This window comes from Nocardia sp. NPDC059236 (assembly GCF_042754085.1).
In the GTDB taxonomy this organism is placed as follows: Bacteria; Actinomycetota; Actinomycetes; order Mycobacteriales; family Mycobacteriaceae; genus Nocardia.
The window spans coordinates 24279-44100 of record NZ_JBHZAF010000032.1; the positions used below are offsets into that span (position 1 = coordinate 24279).

Here is a 19822-nt window from a genome sequence, read left to right on the forward strand (position 1 = left end):
TGGCGATGATCATAGAACTTGCCGAGGATGTATACCAGATTAGCGGATATCCAAGGAATTCTATCAATTCCTACGTGATCGACGGCATTCTAGTTGATGCCGGAACCAGGTACAGTGGCCGACGCATACTGCGTGATATAGCGCGATTTGATATTCGGGCGCATGCGGTAACGCATGCACATCCCGATCACTTCGGGGCGAGTAGAAGAATTTGCGAGGAATTGGGAATCCCGTTATGGGTCGGTCATGCTGATGCTGCGGCGGTCGAGACGCCCGGTCTGATGTACGACCGATTTCCGGATCATCCTGCTCCCAGGATATTGAGCCGCTTTCAGGGCGGTCCGCCGGCGGCGGTCGACAGGCGGCTTCGTGAGGGTGATCGGGTCGGGAGTTTCGAGGTCCTCGAAGTTCCTGGACACACAGTTGGCCACTTGGCGTTCTGGCGCGAGTCGGACCGAACTCTTCTGCTCGGCGATGTTGCGAATGGCCACCATCCGTTCACGGGAGTCCGTGGATTGCGAGAACCGTTCGCGTTCTTGACGGCGGATCCTCGAGGCAATCGCGAGTCCATCGCCAGACTCGCCGGGCTCGGACCGGATTTGGTCTGCTTCGGGCACGGACCGGTATTGCGTGACGCCGACAGATTTGCTGATTTTGCGGCTACCCTCCAATAACCCCTAATCAGAGCTCGGGCAGTGAGATCTTCCAGGGGTGAACCCCGGGAAGCATGCCGGACGTGTTCGCCCGGGAAAGAACTATTCGCACGGAAGGAAGTTATGAAGGTGGATCTCCAAGATATAAACAAAGATGTAGTGGTGCGCCTAATGGAGGCATTTTCTGTGGCAAACCACGGATTGCTCGACTCCCTCATGTCCGATGACTATCTGCAGCATAATCCGACTCCCAACGGTCGCGAGCCGGTCAAGCGCATGGCAGACATTCTCCAGACTGCATTTCCCGACGGGCAGATGGTGATCAAAGATATTGTTGCTGAGGGCGATAAGGTTGTAGCCAGAATTTCGATGACAGGTACACACACTGGACCGCTCATCGGTATCGCTCCGACCGGTAAGCACGTTGAAATGACTTCGATTGATATTTGGCGGGTGAAGAACGGGATCTGTGTGGAGCATTGGGACGAGATCGACCGAGTAGGGCTGCTCCGTCAGATTGGTCTGAAAGCGATTCTTCGTGCACTCCTGAAGGGCAGTAGTCGTCGCCAGATACTCGCTTTCGCGCGTGAGCAAGGGATCATGCGACGTTGAAAGGGAACTGAGTCGCCGAGACGATCTTCGCGGCTTGACATTCCGATACACAGAAGGTTCTTGCGCTGATTCGACAGCTGATTCGAGATTCGCAAGCGTGTTCATTATTGAGAAGTATGAGAGAGGTTGAACATGAGTTTTCCAGGTCCCATCCGGACGTCGAGCGGAGCGCTTCTTCCCTTTGTCGCCTTGCCTCAGAGCGAGGTTCTGACGGTAAACGCCAGCGGAACACCGCTGATAAGGGATGCTTTAGGCCCGGGGGTGCATTTTCAGCCGCTGCGACTGGACGTTGAAGCCGGTGTATGGGTGGTGTTGGCGACGTTCTCGCCCGGGGCGGTGATTCCACTCCACTATCACACCGGTATTGCTGAGGTCTATACCTTGTCGGGCAAGTGGTATTATCTCGAATATCCGGAACAGGTGCAAACAGCTGGCTCCTACCTTTTTGAGCCGGCAGCATCCGCGCATACCTTCGTCTGCCCTGAGTCGAACACTGAGGACACAGTTTTTCTCGTGCGCGTCGAGGGTGCCAATATCAATTTCTCTGAGGATGGAAGCTACCACTCGATCCTTGATGCTGCGGCGATCCGTTATCTGACCGAGGAACTGGCCAAGGCTCAGGGTTTGGGACCTGTGGACTTTATCTCTGGGGGTACCGCCGAAAACGCTCTGAAATAGGGAGTCGGCAGTCGCCGGGCCGCAGACCGCCCCGCAACATCAGCAGCACGATCGCGCGATCGTGCTGCTGCGCAGCCTTTCGAGCAGTGCGGCGACCTTCTGCTCATCCATCGGCCCGCCGGGCCCTCGCTATCGACCACCTGGTCGGCCTGATGATCGAATGGCGTGATTGTGTGCCGTGATCACGCCCCGGACTTCTCCTCCCGACTGTGCATGGTGGCCAGGCGGGCAGAGGCGGCCAGCCGGACTTGCTGCACCATATGGTTTTCGGCGCCTTCGGCGTCACCGACTTCGAGCAGGGCCAGCAACCTGGCATTGGAGTCCACGGCCTGTGCGGCCACTTTCGGGTTCGACCACACCGATTGTTCGATGGGGATGGGGTGACTCTCCCAGATCCACTGCAGGTGCCGGGCGATGATGGAGCGTCCGCCGGCGCGGGCGATCTGGGCGTGGAACTGCCTGCTGGCGGCGGCCATTCGCGAGGGGTCGCCCGCATCGAGCGCGGTGCGCAGTTCCCCATGGATTTCGTGTAGGCGCTGCACTTCGGCGGGGGAGATCGAGGTAGCGGCGAGCCGAGCGGCCAGGCCCTCGACGGCGGCACGCAGCAGATACAGCTCTTCCATTTCGCCGGCGGCGAGTTCGGCGACCTTGGCGCCGAAATTCGGCTCGTAGACAACCAATCCGACCGATTCCAGATTCCGCAGGGCCTCCCGCACCGGCGTAATGGAGACGCCGAGGCGTTCGGCGACCTTGTCCTGCAGGATCGGCGTGCCGGGAGGCATTGCGCCGCTGAGGATTTCCGATCGGAGCACGTCCTGAACGTAACTGGCGCGGCTGCCGGGCGGTTTGACCTTCGCGTAGGTCGGGGCGGATCCGGTGGTACCGGTCTCGGGCTGTCCTGTTCCGGTTGCGGCCGATGCGCTGCGCCGTGCCATCGAGTCGGGCCTCCTGTTTCTTGTGTCGCCGTCTGTCCTGATCGTAGTGCCTCTACGGACCCCTTGACGTATCATCTTATAATGTATAAGTTAATGGATCCTGGGGCGCTGAAAGTGGTGGATGCGGTGACGCTGATCGCCGGGCCCCTGGCGGCGACGACGCCGAAGCGCACTTCGGCGCCGACGTCGTCAAGATCGAACACCCGCGGCGCGGAGATCCCAGTCGCGGTCATCGGTGTCACCACCGCCGGGGAACCCGGCGATCGTCAAGCTCTGGACCAACTCCTGGGCCGAGTTTGTGCCGTTCCTGGACTATAACGTGGAGATCAGGCGAATCATCTGCTCCACCAATGCAATCGAGTCCCTCAACGCCCGCTACCGGCGCGCGATCAGGGCTCGCGGGCACTTCCCGTCCGAGCAGTCGGCGTTGAAATGCCTGTATCTGGTGACCCGATCCCTGGACCCGACCGGGCAGGGGCGGGCACGATGGGCGATGCGGTGGAAACCTGCATTGAACGCTTTCGCTATCGCCTTCGAAGGCCGGATCCACCCGACCGCGAACTAACCCACACCGAGGTCGGATCCACCGTTAATCCGAAACTCCCCAGAACACTGGTAGGACTTTGTTCGGTCGAGGTATGTGTGGTGGCAGAGCGGGCAGGTTCCGATCCAGATGGCAAGTGCGCGTGGGAGTTTGTGGAGTATGTCGTAGAGGGTCAGTCCTGCCGCAGTGCCGAGAACGTCGTCGGCTCGGGCAACGGGTTCATGGTGCTTCTTGTCTTCTCTGGGACCATCTGCGTCGGGCGCGTTGGCGCTGTATGACCCAGGCCACTCAGTGACCTGTGTCATAACTGTGACGACTTGGCGCCAGAATTACTTGTCGCTACGTACACAGTCGGTTGGCTGAATGCGAACGTGAACGGAGCTGTGCGTATGTCACGTGACAAGGACCCGCCGCGACATCGGCGGGGCCTAGCGGGCCGGAACGACACGGCTGTCGCCGCGGAACTCGGCAACGACGCGCCGCTGCTCATCCATGACGGTCACGTCGTATATTCCGTTGCGGCCGAAGCGGGTACGTTCCTTTGCGATGGCGGTCAGCGTCTGCCCAAGCTCTGTCGGGCGTACGTATCGGATATCAGCACGAGCTCCCACGGCTGGGTGCCCGTGGCTGTTGCATGCGAGGGCAAATGTTGTATCCGCCAAAAGGAATACGTACCCGCCATGGGTGATCCCGTGGCCATTGACCATTCTTTCGGTCACGGTCATCGTGGCGATGGCGTGTCCCTTGCCAAGCTCGACGATTTCGACTCCCGCAGTGCGGGAGGCGATATCGTCGGCGAACATCTGATGGGCAAGTTCGAATGAACTCGCGTCGATCGCGGTCATCTACGGATCCCTGTTCTGTGGCCGACAGTTAGCGGTCCGCGGGCCGCGAGGAAGCCCGCGCCTCATCCTTACGCCAGAACCGATTCCACGTTTTGGACGTACATGGTGACGCCGCCAGTGGCGAAGTTGCGCACGTCTTTGCCGGCCGCCCTCATCTCGGGGGAGGACAGCGCCTTCTGCAAGTCGTCCTCGGTGTCGAATTGCAGTCGGGCGACGGCGTAGTAGGCGGGCTCGGAGCCGTCCAGCGAAGTGCACTTCGAGTAGGTGTAGTCAGCAAGGCCGGGCACTTTGTTGGCGAGTGGGATGTGCTTGGTCCAGTAGTACTCGTCGAACGCGGCCGGATCGACCGGCTTTCCGTAGCAGATCGAGATCTGGTGGCTCATTCGGAATCTCCCTTGGGTTTGGCGACGAGCGTCAGCACGTCGTACGTGGCGACGGCGTCGCCACCCTGGTTGGTGACGGTTGCGTCCCAGCGGACCTCGCCATAGTCCACGCTGTTGCGCGGGCTGATCTGTTTAGCGGTGAGGGTCACCGTCAGCTCGTCGTCGGCTTTGACCGGGGTGAGAAAACGCAGGTTGTCCACACCGAAGTTGGCCAGCACCGGCCCGGGCGCAGGATCGACGAACAGCCCGGCGGCCAGTGATACGACCAGGTATCCGTGGGCCACGATGCCGCCGAAGAGCGGATTGGCTGCCGCGGCTTCGGGATCGGTGTGTGCATAGAAGGTGTCGCCGGTGAATTCAGCGAAATGCGCTATGTCGGCGAGTGTGACACGACGCGGCCCACCGACGATGGTGTCGCCCAAGCGAAGCTCAGCGAGGTTCTTGCGGAAAGGGTGCACCGCGCCGGTGAGTCGTTCCGCGCCGGCCACCCACCGACGCCCCACTGCGGTCAGCACGTTCGGAGACCCCTGTACGGCTGTGCGCTGCATGTGATGTAGGACGCCGCGGATGCCGCCGAGTTCCTCGCCGCCTCCGGCACGTCCCGGGCCGCCGTGCACCAGTACCGGGAGCGGCGAGCCGTGTCCCGTCGACTCTTTGGCGTTCTCGCTGTCGAGCACCAGGATCCGGCCATGGTGGGGTGCTACGCCGAGAACGATCTCGCGGGCAATTGCTGGATCGGCAGTGACCAACGAGGCAACCAGGCTGCCCTTGCCCCGTGCGGTCAGTTCGATGACATCCGCGTTGTCGCGGTAACCGATGATGGTGCTCACCGGGCCGAATGCCTCGATCTCATGCGGCTCGACGGCATCACGGTCGTCGCAGCGCAGCAGAATTGGCGAGAGGAAGGCGCCAGTTGTGGCGTCCGCGCCGACCACGTCGACCTCGTCGAGATCCCCGAAGACGATTCGGGCGGATTTGGACAGACCGCGGGCCGAATTGCGAACCTCTTCGCGCTGCCCGAGGCTGGCCAGAGCTCCCATGGTGACGCCTTCGGCGCCGGGAGCGCCGACGATGACCTTCGACAGCCGGGCGGATACGGCCGTCACGACGTCGTCGACCAGCGCCTCGGGCACGAACGCGCGGCGGATCGCCGTGCACTTCTGGCCGGCCTTTGCTGTCATCTCGGTGACGAGCTGCTTGACGTAGAGATCGAACTCTGTGCCGCCCGCGGCGACGTCGAGGCCGAGAATCGATGCGTTGAGGGAATCGGCTTCGGCATTGAAGTGCACACCCTCGCTGAGGACATTCGGGTAAGCGCGCAGCAGAGCGGCGGTATCGGCGGAACCGGTGAATGCCACCGAATCCTGCCCCGACAGATGGTCCAGCAGGTCATTGGCACTGCCACAAAGCAGTTGCACCGAGCCTTCGGGCAGCAGGCCCGACTCGATGATTCGGCGGGCCACCAGTTCGGTGAGGTATGCGGTCTGGCTTGCCGGCTTGATGATCGAGGGCACACCGGCGATGAATGCCGGTGCGAGCTTTTCCAGGAAGCCCCAGACCGGGAAGTTGAAGGCATTGATCTGCACTGCCACGCCGCGGCGTGAGGTGTAGATGTGCTGGCCGACGAACGTGCCCTTCTTGCCCAGCGGCTCGACCGCCCCGTCGAGGTAGACGGTGTCGTTGGGTAACTCGCGGCGAGCTTTGCTGGCGTAGCTGAGCACGGTGCCGATACCGCCGTCGATGTCGATGGCCGAGTCGCGGGTGGTCGCGCCGGTAGCGGTCGAGAGCGCGTAGAACTCATCTTTGCCGGCCAGCAGGGCCGAGCCCAGGGCCTTCAACGCGGCTGCGCGCTCGTGGAAGGTCAAGCGCGCCAGCGCCGGTCCACCGACCGTCCGCGCGTAATCGACCATGTGGCCGACGTCCAGCCCGGTCGACGAGATGCGTGCCACCTCGCTGCCGTCCACGGCGCTGAGCAGTGGTGTGCCCTCATCGGGCGCGGAGTACCAGCGCCCCCCTACATAGCTTTGCAGCAGATGGCTCATCAACTCTCCGATCATAACTGAACATTCGGTAGGTAATTACGATCTGACAGAGTTTGCTGCGTGTCAAGAGGGGGCTGGTCGCGAAGTTAGCCGACGCTGGAATCGGGGTTGCGCAGTCCAGAGAAGACGATGGAGACGACGGTGTCGGCGATCTGGTCGACGGAATTGCCGCCGCGCGGGCGGTACCACTCGACGATGGAGTTGATCATTCCCCAGATCAGGCGGCTGGCCAGCGCTGGGTCGACGCATTGTTGAAGGTCGCCCTCGTCGGCGGCGGACTGGACCAGATCGCTGACGAACGCGTCGAATTCGCGTCGGCGTGCCAGCGCTCGCTTCTCGACCGCGGTGTTTCCACGCACGCGCAGCAGCAGTGTCACGTAAGGCAGCTCGGTGACGAGCACTTCGACGCTGCGGCGGACCACGTATTCGAGGCGGTCGATGGAGCGTCCGGTTACCGCACGCTCTTCGGTGGTCGCGGCGAACAAGCCATTGAGGGCGCGCGACAACGCGAGTTCCAGCAGTTCGGATTTTCCGGAAACATGGTGGTAGATGGCCGATTTGGTGATACCTAGCCGATTGGCCAGCGCTTCCATGCTGGTTCCGTCGTAGCCCTTGTCGTTGAACACCTTGACGGCGACGGCCAGCAGGGAATCGAGGTCGTACCCGGGTCTCCCCGGTCGTCCGGTTCGGGGGGCCGTGCGTGCCGATGTCATCCGTCCATCTTGACTCATCGGCGTCGATGGTCGTGGAGCCCCGTTCCGAGGGCTTGATACTTACCGAATGTTCGGTTAATAATTCCCTCAGATGCCGACAAGGAGTGTAGTGATGAGCGAAGTTTTCCTCGTCGACGGGGCGCGAACACCCCAAGGCCGATATGGCGGCGCCCTGGCCGGAATACGGCCCGATGACATGGCCGGCCTGGTTGTCGCCGAAGCGGTGCGACGGGCGGGCGTACCCGGCGATGCCGTCGATGAGGTTGTGCTCGGTGCGGCGAACCAGGCCGGTGAGGACAACCGGAATGTCGCTCGGATGGCCGTGCTGCTCGCCGATTTGCCCGACAGTGTGCCCGGTTACACGGTGAACCGACTGTGTGCGAGCGGTCTGACTGCGGTCGCTACCGCAGCGGCGACGATTCGTTCCGGTGAGGCCGACGTCATCGTCGCCGGCGGAGCGGAATCGATGTCCCGGGCGCCGTGGGTGATGGCCAAGCCCGGTACCCCATGGGCCCGCCCGGGGGAGGTAGTTGACACGTCCCTCGGCTGGCGATTCACCAATCGGCGCTTCACCGCCGCTGATCAGGCGGTCGCCGCCGAATCCGATCCGGGCATCCGGAAGATCACGCTGGCGATGGGGGAGACGGCCGAAGAGGTCGCCGCGCTCGAGGGAATCACTCGCGCGGAGAGCGACGCCTTCGCATTGCGCAGCCAGCAACGTGCCCACGCAGCAACCGTGGCGGGTCACTTCGAGCGCGAAATTGTCGGAATTGCCATCAAGGATGGCGTCCTCGACGTCGATGAGGTACCGCGTCCTGGCACCACGATCGAGAAACTTGCCGCACTGAAGCCGGTCTTCCGAGAAAACGGCATTGTCACGGCCGGGTCCGCGTCGCCGCTGTCGGATGGTGCAGCAGCGTTGGTCGTCGCGAGCGGCGAAGCGGTGCGGCGGTATCAGCTGACGGTCCGGGCGAGAATTGTAACGAGCGCAAGCGCGGGCGTGTCTCCGCATGTGATGGGTCTCGGCCCGGTACCTGCGACGAGAAAGGCTTTGGCGCGGGCGAATTGGAATACCTCGGATCTGGATGCGGTCGAGCTGAACGAGGCATTCGCCGCCCAATCGCTGGCAGTGATACGACAGTTGAAGCTGGACGAGCAGATCGTGAACGCGGACGGCGGTGCGATCGCACTGGGCCATCCGCTGGGCTGCTCGGGCGCACGAATCCTGCTCACACTGCTGGGCCGGATCGAGCGCGAGGGCGCTCGCCGCGGTCTGGTCACCTTGTGCGTCGGTGTCGGCCAAGGCGTCTCCATGCTGATCGAGGCGCCATGAGCGACTACACCACGCTGCGGATCGAGGAGCTCGACGACCGCCTCGTCGTAACCCTCGACCGCCCCGCGCAGCGCAACGCCATCAACGCGGAGATGATCGGCGAACTGCACGACATCTGTGCCCGACTGGAGCGAACACCCAAGCTGCTGCTCCTTACCGGCAGCGGTGAGCATTTCGCCGGCGGAGCCGACATCGCGCAGTTGCGGGCACGGACTCGCGACGATGCGCTTGCCGGGATCAATCGCAATCTCTTCGACCGCATCGGCCGGCTGCCGCTGCCGACAGTCGCCGCGGTGAGTGGATTTGCCTTGGGCGGTGGCGCCGAACTGGCCTATGCCTGCGATATCCGGATCGCGGCATCAACCGCGAGATTCGGCAATCCCGAGCCAGGGCTCGGGATCATGGCCGCCGCAGGCGCCAGCTACCGGCTGCCCCTGCTGGTCGGAGTCTCGATTGCCAAGCAGGTGTTGCTGGGCGGGCGCGTTCTCGATGCGAGCGCCGCGCTCAATGCTGGATTGATTCTCGAGGTGACCGACCCTGGCGCGCATGTTGAGGCCGCGCACCGGTTGCTCGATCGCGTTGCGGTATCCGCGCCACTGGCTCTGCGGTTGACGAAAACGATCGTCGACGCCCCCGGATCCCACCCGTTCGCTGACGACATCGCGCAGGCGGTGCTGTTCGAGACCGAGGACAAGCACGCCCGCATGACTGCATTCCTGGAGAAGAAGGCATGACCGAAGCACAGGCACCGACACGTGTCGCCGTAGTAGGCGGCGGACGCATGGGCGCGGGCATCGCGCAGGTTTTCGCGACGCTCGGAAGCGATGTGGTCATCGCGGAGGCGGCGGACCAGAGTGCGGCATTGGACCGCGTGGCCGCCGGGCTGCGCCGCGCCGCCGAGCGGGGGAAACTTGGTGCCGCCGGCCCCGATGATGTCCTGGCTCGCGTCACCACGGTAGCCGCGCCCACCGAGTTGCCCGCCGACCTCGACCTGGTCGTCGAAGCCGTTCCCGAGAGCCCGGCACTGAAGGCCGAAGTGCTGGCGGCCGTCGACAAGGCTGTCGGCCCCGAAACCGTGATCGCAAGCAACACCAGCTCGCTGTCGATCACCGAACTCGGTGCCGCGCTTCAGGATCCGACCCGCTTTCTCGGTATGCACTTCTTCAATCCAGTGCCCGCCTCGGTGCTGGTGGAAGTAGTCCGGGCGCAGTCAACGGCCGCCGAGGTGGTCGAGCGAGTCCTGGGCTGGGTTGCAGCTCTGGGCAAGAGCGAGGTGCTCGTCAAAGATTCACCGGGGTTCGCCACCAGCAGGTTGGGCGTCTGCCTGGGTCTCGAGGCGATTCGGATGGTCGAGGAGGGAGTCGCTGACGCGGCTTCGATCGACCGCGCGATGGAGCTCGGCTACCGGCACCCGATGGGCCCCTTGCGGTCCACCGATCTGGTCGGACTCGACGTTCGGCTCGCCATCGCCGAACATCTCGCGGTCACCCTCGGACCGCGCTTCGAACCGCCACGACTGCTGCGCGAGAAGGTCGACCGCGGCGAACTGGGGCGCAAGACCGGCCAGGGGTTCTTTACCTGGGACACCGCACCTGAAGGAGGACGATCGTGACCGCGACCGACAACACCGTCGGCACGACCATCGCCGACGGCCTCGCCACCATTACTCTGGCGCGGGCCGCAGCGTCGAACGCGCTCGATACGCCGACCAAGCGGGGTCTGCTCAACGCGGTCCGCGCCGTCGCCTCCGCCCCAGGGGTCCGTGCCGTTCTGCTGACCGCGGAGGGGAAGAATTTCTGTGTCGGACAGGATTTGGCCGAGCATGTCGACGCTTTGCGCGCTGATCCCAGCACCGCAATGAAAACCGTTGGTGTGCATTACAACCCGCTCATCGAGGCGCTCAGCGAAATCTCGGTTCCGGTGGTTGTGGCGGTTCGCGGCGCGTGCGTCGGTGCGGGGCTCGGCCTCGCCTTGGCCGGTGACATCCGAGTGGCAGGCAGCGGGGCCAAGTTCGGGACCGCCTTCACAGGTATCGGGCTGGCCAGCGACTCCGGTCTCAGCCACGCGCTGGTGCAGGCGCTCGGTCACAGCCGCGCAATGGGCCTGATGCTGCTGGGTGACAGATTCACCGCGGCCGAGGCTCACACGTGGGGTCTCGTCCATCGGGTCGTCGACGACGAGCAGGTGGAGGGCGCCGCGCGCGACCTCGCCCAGTTCCTTGCCCAAGGCCCCACCGAGGCATACCGGCGCCTCAAGCAGCTACTGCGAGCCGAGGCATCGGGGCTGTCGGACGCCCTCGAACGCGAGCGGGCCGCGCAGGAAGCGCTGGGCGCCACGCGGGACCACAGTGCGGCCGTCGAGGCATTTCTGGCCAAGACCAAACCGATCTTCGAAGGCCGGTGAGATCGATGCGGACGATCGCACCCCGCACACGCACGAACACTTCGATGTGAGGAGAGGGCGACATGACTACAGCAACCCCCCTACCGGAATTTCAGCAGGCATTCGAGGACACGATCGCCCGGGACCAGCGCATCGAACCCCGGGACTGGATGCCCGACGGTTACCGCAACACGCTGATACGACAGATCGCGCAGCACGCGCACTCCGAGATCATCGGCATGCAGCCGGAAGGCAAGTGGCTGACCCGGGCGCCGTCGTTGCGGCGCAAGGCAATTCTGATGGCCAAGGTGCAGGATGAGGCAGGCCATGGCCTGTATCTGTACTCAGCTGCCGAAACATTGGGCGCAGACCGCGCCGATTTGACCGACAAACTCATCGAGGGCAAGCAGAAGTACTCCTCGATCTTCAACTACCCAACGCTGACCTACGCTGATGTCGGGGTGATCGGCTGGCTGGTCGACGGCGCGGCGATCTGTAACCAGGTTCCCTTGTGCCGCAGCAGTTTCGGTCCCTATGCCCGCGCAATGATCCGGGTCTGCAAGGAAGAATCATTCCACCAGCGCCAGGGTTACGAGCTGCTCATGACCATGATGAGCGGCACGGAGGCCCAGCGTCAGATGGTGCAGGACGCGGTCGATCGATGGTGGTGGCCCGCGCTGATGATGTTCGGCCCGCCGGACGACCAGTCGCCCAACACCGAGCAGTCGATGGCATGGCGTGTCAAGCGGCACACCAACGACGAACTGCGTCAACGATTCGTCGACATGTCGGTGCCGCAGGCCCAGGCATTGGGCGTAACGTTGCCCGATCCGAATCTGGCGTGGAACGAGGAGCGCCGGGCACACGATTTCGGCGAACCGGACTGGCATGAGTTCACCGAGGTCATCGGCGGCAACGGTCCCTGCAACGTTGAGCGAATCACCAACCGCCGCGCGGCACATGAGGCCGGCGCTTGGGTGCGGGAGGCCGCGCTCGTTTTTGCGGCACAGGAACGAAAGAGCGTGAAGTAATGGCCGAAAAACAGTCCGTCGCAGAGCCGTCGCGCGTCAAAGCCGAGTGGCCGCTCTACGAGGTATTCGTACGTGGCAAGCGGGGCCTCAATCACGTGCACGTCGGATCGTTGCATGCGGCCGACGACGAGATGGCGCTGCGGCACGCGCGCGACGTGTACACCCGCCGTAACGAGGGCGTCAGTATCTGGGTGGTGCCGTCGGCGTCGATCATCGCCTCCAGTCCGTCGGAGAAAGATCCGTTCTTCGCACCAAGCGGCGACAAGGTATACCGCCATCCGACGTTCTACGACATCCCTGACAACGTTCCTCATATGTGAAGGCCGAAGCCATGATCGATCACGATAACGCCTTCAGCGGACTCATCGAGGGGGATGGCGACGGCCAGTGGGCATTCGGAACGAGTTTCGACGACCCGCTCGCCGGTGTCGACACCACCGTGCCCGCCGATGTCGATCTGTCCGCATTGGCTCGCTACTGCCTGATGGTGGGCGACGACGCACTGATCGCGGCGCAGCGACTCACCGAGTGGAGCACGCGTGGGCCGGAGCTCGAGGAGGAGGTCGCACTGACGAATATCGGCCTGGATCTCCTGGGCCAGGCCAGGCTGTTGCTCGCGCGAGCCGCTGCCGCGGATCCGGCGGTCGTACCGTTCATCTCGGACACCTCTCCAGTGCCCGCCGAAGACGCACTCGCATTCTTCCGTGACGAGAACCGGTTCCGCTGTGTGCGTTTGGTCGAAGTCGGCAACGGTGACTTCGCCCGAACCATCGTCCGATCGCTGGTCTTCTCGACTTGGCGCCTCGCGCTGTTCGACAGACTGCGGGACTCACGCGATCCCGTACTGGCGGCGGTCGCGCACAAGGGCGTCAAGGAGCTCACCTATCACCGCGATTACGCTGCCCGATGGGCGGTGACACTCGGGTGCGGCACAGCGGAGTCGAAACGGCGCATGGCCGAGGCGATCGAATTCGTCTGGCCCTTCATTCCGGAACTGTTCGTTACGACCGCGGATGAGCTGGCCCTGGCGGAGGTCGGGGTTGGTGTCGATCCGCGGACGCTGCGGGACGAATTCGACTGCGTGCTCGAGCAGGTGCTTCATGCCGCAGAACTCACTGCGCCACAAGGTCGTTCCATCGGAGCGGTCGGGGGCCGTTCGGGACGGCAAGGCGTACACACCGAAGCGCTGGGACCACTGCTGACCGAGATGCAGTGTGTGGCACGCGCGCACCCGGATGGGAAGTGGTGACCGTGGCCGCCCTCATGCCGGTGGACGTACGGACCCTGGTGGAGTCGATGCCGGATCCGGAGATGCCGCTCCTGACCCTTGCCGATCTGGGGATCGTGCGCGATGTCGAGGTGACTGGGGACAGCGGAGTGAGGGTCACCATCACGCCGACGTACTCCGGCTGTCCGGCGATCTCGACGATGCGCGAGGACATCACGCGGACCTTGCGCCAGCGTGGGTACCGCGAGGTTCGGGTCGACACGAGTCTGTCACCCGCCTGGACCAGTGATTGGATCACCGAAGACGGGCGGCGCAAGTTGCGTGATGCCGGCTATTCGTTGCCCGGTCCTGCACCTCGGCGCGGCTCGGGGCCCATACCGCTGACTCTCACGGCCCGTCCACGCGGACTGACATGCCCGAACTGTGGGTCACGGGAGACGCAGTTGGTGTCCGAGTTCGGTGCCACTTTGTGCAAAGCCCAGTACCGGTGCCGGGTATGCCTCGAACCGTTCGACCACGTGAAGGAAATCTGACATGAGTGCACCTGTTCGCGATGACCGGTCGCGCGCCGCAGCCCGAAACCGGCCTTTCCGGTCTCTGGTTGTCGCCGATGTCGAGCAGCTGTGCGACGACGCTGTGGCGGTTACCTTCGAGGTTCCCGGAGACCTCGCCGAGGAGTTCGTGTTCGAGCCGGGACAGTCCCTGACCCTGCGCCGCGTGGTTGAGGGCACCGAGCACCGGCGCTCGTACTCGATCTGTGCGCCTATCGGCGCCGCGCCTCGCGTGGGTGTCCGGCAGGTGGCCGGCGGGCTTTTCTCGACCTGGCTCGTCAACGAGGTCAAGGCTGGCGATCGTATCGACGTACAGGGGCCGACCGGGAGATTTGTCGCGGATCCGGGAGCAGGCGGCCGGCATCTGTTGATCGCCGCAGGATCAGGGATCACCCCGATGCTGTCGATCGCTGGGTCGCTTCTGGAAAACTCGGACGCGGAAATTGTTCTGCTGTACGGAAATCGGCGCGTGCGTTCGGTCATGTTCGCTGACGAGATCGCCGATTTGAAGGACCGTTTCGGGGCGCGAATCGACGTGATCAATGTTCTGTCCCGGGAGCCACGGGATGTCGAGCTGTTCAGCGGTCGGCTCGACGCCGAACGGCTACTAAGCATTTTGACCGCATTGGTTCCCATCGACGACATCGAAGATGTCTGGCTATGCGGTCCTTTCGGAATGGTCACCGATGCCGAGACCGTACTGACCGAGCTCGGTGTCGAGAAAAATCGCATACACCACGAATTGTTCTTCGTCGAAGAGACACCGCCCGAGCAACAGACCCACCGTGAGCCTGGCGCTACTGGTCCCACCACTACCGTTACGATCACCCTCGACGGTCGCAGCACGACTGGGGATTTGCCCAGAGACCAGAATGTTCTCGACGCGGCGGAGCAGATTCGCTCCGATCTCCCATTCGCATGCAAGGGCGGCGTGTGCGGTACCTGCCGTGCGAAGGTCACCGCCGGCGAAGTCGACATGCGCCGCAATTATGCCTTGGAAGAAACCGAAATTTCTGACGGTTTCATTCTGACCTGTCAAACCTATCCTCTCGGCGAGTCGGTCACGATCGACTTCGACGCTTGATCCACTCATATCGGAGCCATAATGAGCAGCGTTGCCCCCGCCTCTCCGCGAACACCGTCCGCTGACATCGAATTCGCTTCCCGCGATGAGATCTCGGCTCTGCAGCTGGACCGTCTGAAATGGTCGGTCCGGCACGCGTACGACAATGTTCCGCATTATCGCGAGGCGTTCGACAAAGCTGGCGTCCACCCCGATGATCTGGTGGAGCTGTCGGACCTCGCAAAGTTCCCTTTCGCTACCAAAGCGGAACTGCGAGCGAACTACCCCTTCAAAATGTTCGCCGTTCCCCGCGAACAGGTTTCGCGGATCCACGCCTCGTCCGGCACCACCGGACAGCCCACCGTCGTCGGGTACACGGCCAACGATGTCAGCAACTGGGCCGACTTGATAGCGCGCAGCCTTCGGGCGGCCGGTGTGCGCCCTTCGGACACGGTGCATGTTGCCTACGGGTACGGCCTTTTCACCGGAGGCCTCGGCGCGCACTACGGCGCGGAACGGCTGGGCTGCACGGTGATTCCGATGTCCGGTGGCATGACCGATCGGCAAATTCAGCTCATTCAGGACTTCCAGCCGGACGCCATCATGGTCACTCCGTCGTACATGCTCACGATCCTCGACGCCATGCTCGAGAAGGGCATCGACCCTGCGGCCACCTCGTTGCGGGTCGGCGTCTTCGGTGCGGAACCCTGGACCGAGCAGATGCGTACCGAGTTGGAGCATCAGTTGGCGATCGACGCCGTCGATATCTACGGACTGTCCGAGGTCATCGGGCCGGGCGTGGCCATGGAGTGCGTCGAAACCAAGGATGGACTTCATATTTGGGAAGATCATTTCTACCCCGAGATCATCGACCCGGATACCGGGGCGGTCCTTCCTGACGGGGAAGAAGGCGAACTTGTCTTCACGTCCCTGACAAAGGAGGCGATGCCGGTCATTCGTTATCGGACAAGGGATTTGACCCGGCTACTGCCTGGCACGGCGCGGTCGATGCGGAGGATGCAGAAGATCACCGGCCGCAGTGATGACATGATCATTCTGCGTGGTGTCAACCTTTTCCCGACCCAGATCGAGGAGCTCATCCTGACCGTGCCTGGGCTGGCCCCACAGTTCCAATGTGTTCTGGAGCGCCCGGGGCGCATGGATACGTTGACAGTACAGGTGGAGGCTCGGCCCGATGTGCTCAGCGACCAATGGAGCGCCGCCGGCGCAGAGCTGTGTGCAAAGATCAAAAATCGGATCGGTGTGACTGTCGAGGTTGAAGTGTTTGCGCCGAGCGCTCTTGAACGGTCCCTCGGCAAGGCCAAGCGACTGATCGACAACCGGCCGTCCTGAGAGAGGTGAACGATGCCCCGAACAAGACGCCTTATAGAGATGAGGGCCTTCGGTGGAGCCGCCAGCGGGCTGTCCGGGCTAGCATTCGATCGATGGTGTGAGGCCATCTCGGCTGCTTTCGTCCCGGCTTGAGACGGCGCCCAGGTCTCCAGTATCAGGAAGGACTTCGTCGGCGCGCTCCAGTCTCGGACCCTCGGTAGCATCCAGCTGAGCGAGGTGTCGAGTGGGGACGTCGTGGTGAGCCGCACCATCGGAATGATTCGGCGGTCGGACCCCGGGCTGGTCAAAATCGGCATGCAGGTTACAGGGCGGGGCATCGTTCGTCAGGGTGGTCACGAGGCTGTGCTCGCACCCGGTGATTTTGCGATCTACGACACAGCTCGGCCGTACCAGGTCGAGTTCGCGGGGCCGTGCGCAATGTTCGCCACCACATGCGGCTGGAGTTGGGGCGTGCCGCCGCTGACCTTCCGTAAGCGCGAAACCCTGGAGACAGCATGACGATTCGCTGGATGTGGGCCTTCCTGGACCGTCCCGCCGCACAATTCGACGACAGCGCCCGGTTCTGGACCACGGTCACCGGCACCGAGCTCTCGGCGCCGCGGGGCGAACGCGACGAATTCGTCACGCTGCTACCGGATTCCGGGGCCGCGACGGTCAAGATGCAGGCGATCGGCGGCCCCGCGCGCGTGCATCTGGACCTCGACGTCGACGATGTCGGCGCGGCCACCGAGCGTGCCCAGCAGCTGGGCGCCACCCTCGCCGCGGACTACATCCTCACCTCGCGCATCGGGTACGCCGTCGTGCACTCCCCCGCCGGAATGCCCTTCTGCTTCACGCCTTTCCGCGATTCCGCGGGCCCGCTCACCCCGACCGTGACCGGCCCCGCCGGCCAGCCCTACTGCCTGACCGGCCGCCGGCCGGCCTGAGGCGCGGGATCGCCGAAGCCCCCGCATGCTCCGAGGCTCCTCGGAGCCGGGAAGCACGCAGGGGCTTCGACGTAGCCGAACCTGCTACTTGCGCTCGGTCTGCGGCTGGCGGCGTGCCGCTTCGCCGGAGTTGGCCAGCGCCTCGAGGTCCTCGAGGAACTTCTCGATGCTGTCGGCCCGCGCCTGCGGCGAACCGATCTGCTCGCGCACCTTCTCCTCGGTGAGAGCGAGCATGGCGGCGGCCAGATCCTGCTCCAGGTCGCGGATCATCTGCCTGCGGTACTGCAGGATCTGATCGCGGCCCTGCTTGCGCACCCGCTCCACCTCGGCCGCGGCGGCCTCGCGCATCTGCGCGATGATGCGGTCGGCGTCGGCCCGGGCCTCTTCGCGCATGCGGTCGAGTTCGGCCTGCGCCTCGGCGACGGCAAAGGCGGGCCCGATTTGTGTCTTGGTCAAGGACTCTGGAGCCAGAGCTGACCGGTGTCGGTTGGTGCCTCGCATTCCGTCGAAGACGAAGGTGAGGTAGCGCTCCCAGTTGTCCGGGGCCACCGGCCGAGCGAAGGAAGCAACCGGATCCAACATGGTTATCACTTCGAAGAGATCAGTGACAGCCATATCGCTATATAGCCCCCGGCCTGTTTCGCCTGTTCAAGGAGCTGAATCAGTGGGGACTGATGTTCTGCCAGAAGCGCTCGAACAGCGTTGTGCCCTCACGTATCTTGACTGTCATCTGTGCGAATGCGCGGTTCTCAGCTGCTCGTTGCCCGACGCGGTGCATGAACTGCACCATGCTCTGCCATGGTTCGGCAGCGGCGGCAACTGATTCGGCGCCCGCGGCTATCTCGCGCAAGTAGTGTTCGAACGCCGTGTCGACCAGTTCTTGCCTATTCGCAAATCGGCGATAGACGGTGTGCCGACTCCGGCTCCGACGCCGGCCCTGGCGGCCCCCTCGTCCAGGGTGAAGTCGAATCCGCGGTCGGCAAGCAACTGGTGGGCGGCCGCCAAGATCCTGCGCTGATTCCGTGCAGCATCTGCGCGCACCGGCCGCTCAGCCTGGTGTGCTGAGGAATTTCTCATCGGGGCCTTTGATCCGTTCGAAGCAACCGGCTCGGTCTCCGGCGCCGTTGCGGCTGTTGATCGGGCTCACGCGTATTTCGCACCTGCCGACATAGCGTACTCGAGCAAACAAATTAGTGCGCTCTTGACAGATTCCCGGCTACGGGCGTCGCACAGCACCACAGGCACTTCCGGCGGCAGATCGAGCGCGACGCGAACCTCTTCCTCATAGTAAACATCGGCGCTGTCGAAGCAGTTGACCGCGACGATGAAAGGTAGCTCACGGGATTCGAAATAGTCCACTGGCGCGAAGCAATCCTCCAAGCGTCTGGTATCGGCGAGGACGACTGCGCCCAGCGCACCTGTGGACAGTTCGTCCCACATGAACCAGAACCGGTCCTGGCCAGGCGTTCCGAAAAGATACAGGACTACCTGTGAGCTGAGCGTGATGCGACCGAAATCCAAGGCCACTGTCGTGGTCGTCTTGTTCTCGACACCGGCGAGATCGTCAACGCCGACGCTTAGGTCGGTAAGTTGCTCCTCGGTACGGAGCGGCATGATTTCGCTGACGGCACCGACCATTGTGGTCTTTCCGGCACCGAACCCACCTGCGATCAGAAGTTTTGCCACTTGAACCGTCTGCAGCCAGGTGGAACCGAAAGGATCAGAGCTTGCGAACGCCATCGAGTACCGCCTGTAGGAGAAGGGAATCGGGGCGATTTCCTGCTGTGGCAGGAGATCTCACGATGACATACCCCGAGTTGATCAAATCGCTGATGAGTACCTTCACTGCAGCGACCAATAGATTCAAATGAGCGGCGATCTCCGCGATGGATAATGGTCGGCCCTGGCACATGTGGACGATGGCGCCGTACTCGCGCTCCAATGTGACAACGTCTGTCTCCGAGCCCACGGCGACAACCAGCGTGAGCAGGTCAAGGTTGTGGGATCCTGAGCCGGCCCTGCCTCGGGTGACTGCGAACGGCCTGATCAGAGGACCAGGATCCTCGTCTTCCTGCCAGAAATCGATGTTGTTGTCGTTCATGGGTGGTTTTGTGTCCGAAGGGAATTGCCGGACGAGGGCACGCGAGTTCCGGTCGAGAGTTGGTCGCGAACCTGTCCCACGATGACGTTCATCTCGTAGGCAATCATGCCGAGATCAGCGTTCAAATCCGCGAGAAGTGCGAGGCAGGTGCCGAAACCCGCAGACGTGACGACGAGGTAGCCCTGGTCGAGTTCGACCACGGTTTGCTGCAGATTGCCTTTTCCGAATCGCGAACCGACTCCGCGGCCCAAGCTGTAGAGGGCTGATGCCATCGCCGCCAGATGCTCGGTCTGCTCACGATCGAGTGCACGGGATGCGGCGAGAGGGAGGCCGTCTGTCGAAAGAGCCACGGCGTTCTCGGCGCCCGGGACACGGTCGACGAGCCCATCGAGCAGCCAGTCCAAACCATGCGAGGTGAGCCGAGCGGGGTTTTCATCGTTCATCGTTAA

Annotated in this window: 24 protein-coding genes and 1 pseudogene; 16 read left to right on the plus strand and 9 right to left on the minus strand. The window is 63.2% G+C overall.

Translation table 11 applies throughout. The features are described from left to right. The first annotated feature begins 5 nt into the window (after nt 1-5). The 3 genes from ACFXIV_RS44180 to ACFXIV_RS44190 all read left to right on the plus strand — a co-directional run bounded on the left by ACFXIV_RS44180 (nt 6) and on the right by ACFXIV_RS44190 (nt 1943). Entirely contained in the window at nt 6-674 is a 669-nt protein-coding gene (locus ACFXIV_RS44180) for an MBL fold metallo-hydrolase (protein ID WP_379403373.1), read from the plus strand. A 102-nt stretch (nt 675-776) separates the two neighbouring features. After that, entirely contained in the window at nt 777-1265 is a 489-nt protein-coding gene (locus tag ACFXIV_RS44185) for an ester cyclase (RefSeq protein ID WP_379403372.1), read from the plus strand. Between the two features lie 132 nt (nt 1266-1397). Further along, nucleotides 1398-1943 carry a 2,4'-dihydroxyacetophenone dioxygenase family protein gene (locus ACFXIV_RS44190; RefSeq protein ID WP_379403371.1) on the plus strand — a complete coding sequence of 182 codons (546 nt, stop codon included), beginning with the start codon at nt 1398-1400 and terminating at the stop codon, nt 1941-1943. Nucleotides 1944-2125: 182 nt separating this feature from the next. Here ACFXIV_RS44190 and ACFXIV_RS44195 read toward each other — a convergent pair whose 3' ends face one another. Further along, nucleotides 2126-2878 (minus strand): GntR family transcriptional regulator, encoded by a 753-nt coding sequence (locus ACFXIV_RS44195; protein WP_379403370.1) that lies wholly within the window; start codon nt 2876-2878, stop codon nt 2126-2128. Nucleotides 2879-3137: 259 nt separating this feature from the next. Between ACFXIV_RS44195 and ACFXIV_RS44200 the strand changes: the two are divergent. Further along, a pseudogene (locus tag ACFXIV_RS44200) lies at nt 3138-3443 on the plus strand (transposase); the annotation flags it as partial. A 407-nt stretch (nt 3444-3850) separates the two neighbouring features. Here the strand turns inward: ACFXIV_RS44200 and paaI are convergent. From paaI to ACFXIV_RS44220, 4 genes are all read right to left on the minus strand, one after another. Next, nucleotides 3851-4267: a hydroxyphenylacetyl-CoA thioesterase PaaI gene (paaI, locus tag ACFXIV_RS44205; protein ID WP_379403369.1), complete on the minus strand. Its 417-nt coding sequence runs from the start codon at nt 4265-4267 to the stop codon at nt 3851-3853. Nucleotides 4268-4335: 68 nt separating this feature from the next. Further along, nucleotides 4336-4650: an EthD family reductase gene (locus tag ACFXIV_RS44210; protein ID WP_379403368.1), complete on the minus strand. Its 315-nt coding sequence runs from the start codon at nt 4648-4650 to the stop codon at nt 4336-4338. Beyond that, nucleotides 4647-6692, minus strand: a complete 2046-nt coding sequence (paaZ, locus tag ACFXIV_RS44215; RefSeq protein WP_379403367.1) for a phenylacetic acid degradation bifunctional protein PaaZ — start codon at nt 6690-6692, stop codon at nt 4647-4649. The genes ACFXIV_RS44210 and paaZ overlap by 4 nt, the downstream gene beginning before the upstream one ends. 86 nt (nt 6693-6778) lie before the next feature. Further along, nucleotides 6779-7405 (minus strand): TetR/AcrR family transcriptional regulator, encoded by a 627-nt coding sequence (locus ACFXIV_RS44220; protein ID WP_379403366.1) that lies wholly within the window; start codon nt 7403-7405, stop codon nt 6779-6781. A 112-nt stretch (nt 7406-7517) separates the two neighbouring features. Between ACFXIV_RS44220 and ACFXIV_RS44225 the strand changes: the two genes are divergently transcribed. The 12 genes from ACFXIV_RS44225 to ACFXIV_RS44280 all read left to right on the plus strand — a co-directional run bounded on the left by ACFXIV_RS44225 (nt 7518) and on the right by ACFXIV_RS44280 (nt 17272). After that, nucleotides 7518-8738 (plus strand): thiolase family protein, encoded by a 1221-nt coding sequence (locus tag ACFXIV_RS44225; RefSeq protein ID WP_379403365.1) that lies wholly within the window; start codon nt 7518-7520, stop codon nt 8736-8738. Then, entirely contained in the window at nt 8735-9472 is a 738-nt protein-coding gene (locus ACFXIV_RS44230) for an enoyl-CoA hydratase/isomerase family protein (protein ID WP_379403364.1), read from the plus strand. The genes ACFXIV_RS44225 and ACFXIV_RS44230 overlap by 4 nt, the downstream gene beginning before the upstream one ends. Next, nucleotides 9469-10350, plus strand: a complete 882-nt coding sequence (locus ACFXIV_RS44235) for a 3-hydroxyacyl-CoA dehydrogenase family protein (RefSeq protein ID WP_379403363.1) — start codon at nt 9469-9471, stop codon at nt 10348-10350. Before ACFXIV_RS44230 ends, ACFXIV_RS44235 begins: the two co-directional genes overlap by 4 nt. Continuing rightward, nucleotides 10347-11141, plus strand: coding sequence for an enoyl-CoA hydratase/isomerase family protein (locus ACFXIV_RS44240; RefSeq protein ID WP_379403362.1), 795 nt, complete (start codon nt 10347-10349; stop codon nt 11139-11141). Before ACFXIV_RS44235 ends, ACFXIV_RS44240 begins: the two co-directional genes overlap by 4 nt. Before the next feature lie 62 nt (nt 11142-11203). After that, nucleotides 11204-12151, plus strand: coding sequence for a 1,2-phenylacetyl-CoA epoxidase subunit PaaA (gene paaA, locus ACFXIV_RS44245; protein WP_379403361.1), 948 nt, complete (start codon nt 11204-11206; stop codon nt 12149-12151). Next, nucleotides 12151-12471 (plus strand): 1,2-phenylacetyl-CoA epoxidase subunit PaaB, encoded by a 321-nt coding sequence (gene paaB / locus ACFXIV_RS44250; protein ID WP_379403360.1) that lies wholly within the window; start codon nt 12151-12153, stop codon nt 12469-12471. The genes paaA and paaB overlap by 1 nt, the downstream gene beginning before the upstream one ends. An 11-nt stretch (nt 12472-12482) precedes the next feature. Continuing rightward, nucleotides 12483-13400: a 1,2-phenylacetyl-CoA epoxidase subunit PaaC gene (paaC, locus tag ACFXIV_RS44255; RefSeq protein WP_379403359.1), complete on the plus strand. Its 918-nt coding sequence runs from the start codon at nt 12483-12485 to the stop codon at nt 13398-13400. Nucleotides 13401-13402: 2 nt separating this feature from the next. Continuing rightward, nucleotides 13403-13912, plus strand: a complete 510-nt coding sequence (gene paaD, locus ACFXIV_RS44260; protein WP_379403395.1) for a 1,2-phenylacetyl-CoA epoxidase subunit PaaD — start codon at nt 13403-13405, stop codon at nt 13910-13912. Between the two features lies 1 nt (nt 13913). Further along, nucleotides 13914-15014 (plus strand): 1,2-phenylacetyl-CoA epoxidase subunit PaaE, encoded by a 1101-nt coding sequence (gene paaE, locus ACFXIV_RS44265; RefSeq protein ID WP_379403358.1) that lies wholly within the window; start codon nt 13914-13916, stop codon nt 15012-15014. A 21-nt stretch (nt 15015-15035) separates the two neighbouring features. Further along, entirely contained in the window at nt 15036-16346 is a 1311-nt protein-coding gene (paaK, locus tag ACFXIV_RS44270; RefSeq protein WP_379403357.1) for a phenylacetate--CoA ligase PaaK, read from the plus strand. A 153-nt stretch (nt 16347-16499) separates the two neighbouring features. Further along, a complete protein-coding gene (locus ACFXIV_RS44275) occupies nt 16500-16844 on the plus strand; it encodes a hypothetical protein (RefSeq protein ID WP_379403394.1) in 345 nt (114 codons plus the stop codon). Beyond that, on the plus strand, nt 16841-17272 hold the full coding sequence (locus tag ACFXIV_RS44280) for a VOC family protein (RefSeq protein WP_379403356.1): 432 nt from the start codon (nt 16841-16843) through the stop codon (nt 17270-17272). Before ACFXIV_RS44275 ends, ACFXIV_RS44280 begins: the two co-directional genes overlap by 4 nt. 84 nt (nt 17273-17356) lie before the next feature. Here the strand turns inward: ACFXIV_RS44280 and ACFXIV_RS44285 are convergent, their stop codons facing one another. From ACFXIV_RS44285 to ACFXIV_RS44300, 4 genes are all read right to left on the minus strand, one after another. Continuing rightward, nucleotides 17357-17854, minus strand: a complete 498-nt coding sequence (locus ACFXIV_RS44285) for a hypothetical protein (protein WP_379403355.1) — start codon at nt 17852-17854, stop codon at nt 17357-17359. A gap of 561 nt (nt 17855-18415) precedes the next feature. Further along, nucleotides 18416-19012 carry an ATP/GTP-binding protein gene (locus ACFXIV_RS44290; RefSeq protein WP_379403354.1) on the minus strand — a complete coding sequence of 199 codons (597 nt, stop codon included), beginning with the start codon at nt 19010-19012 and terminating at the stop codon, nt 18416-18418. After that, the gene (locus tag ACFXIV_RS44295) at nt 18993-19373 is read right to left on the minus strand and encodes a DUF742 domain-containing protein (RefSeq protein WP_379403353.1); all 381 of its coding nucleotides are present in this window, start codon (nt 19371-19373) and stop codon (nt 18993-18995) included. Before ACFXIV_RS44295 ends, ACFXIV_RS44290 begins: the two co-directional genes overlap by 20 nt. Then, a complete protein-coding gene (locus ACFXIV_RS44300; RefSeq protein ID WP_379403352.1) occupies nt 19370-19816 on the minus strand; it encodes a roadblock/LC7 domain-containing protein in 447 nt (148 codons plus the stop codon). Before ACFXIV_RS44300 ends, ACFXIV_RS44295 begins: the two co-directional genes overlap by 4 nt. Between the last annotated feature and the right edge of the window lie 6 nt (nt 19817-19822).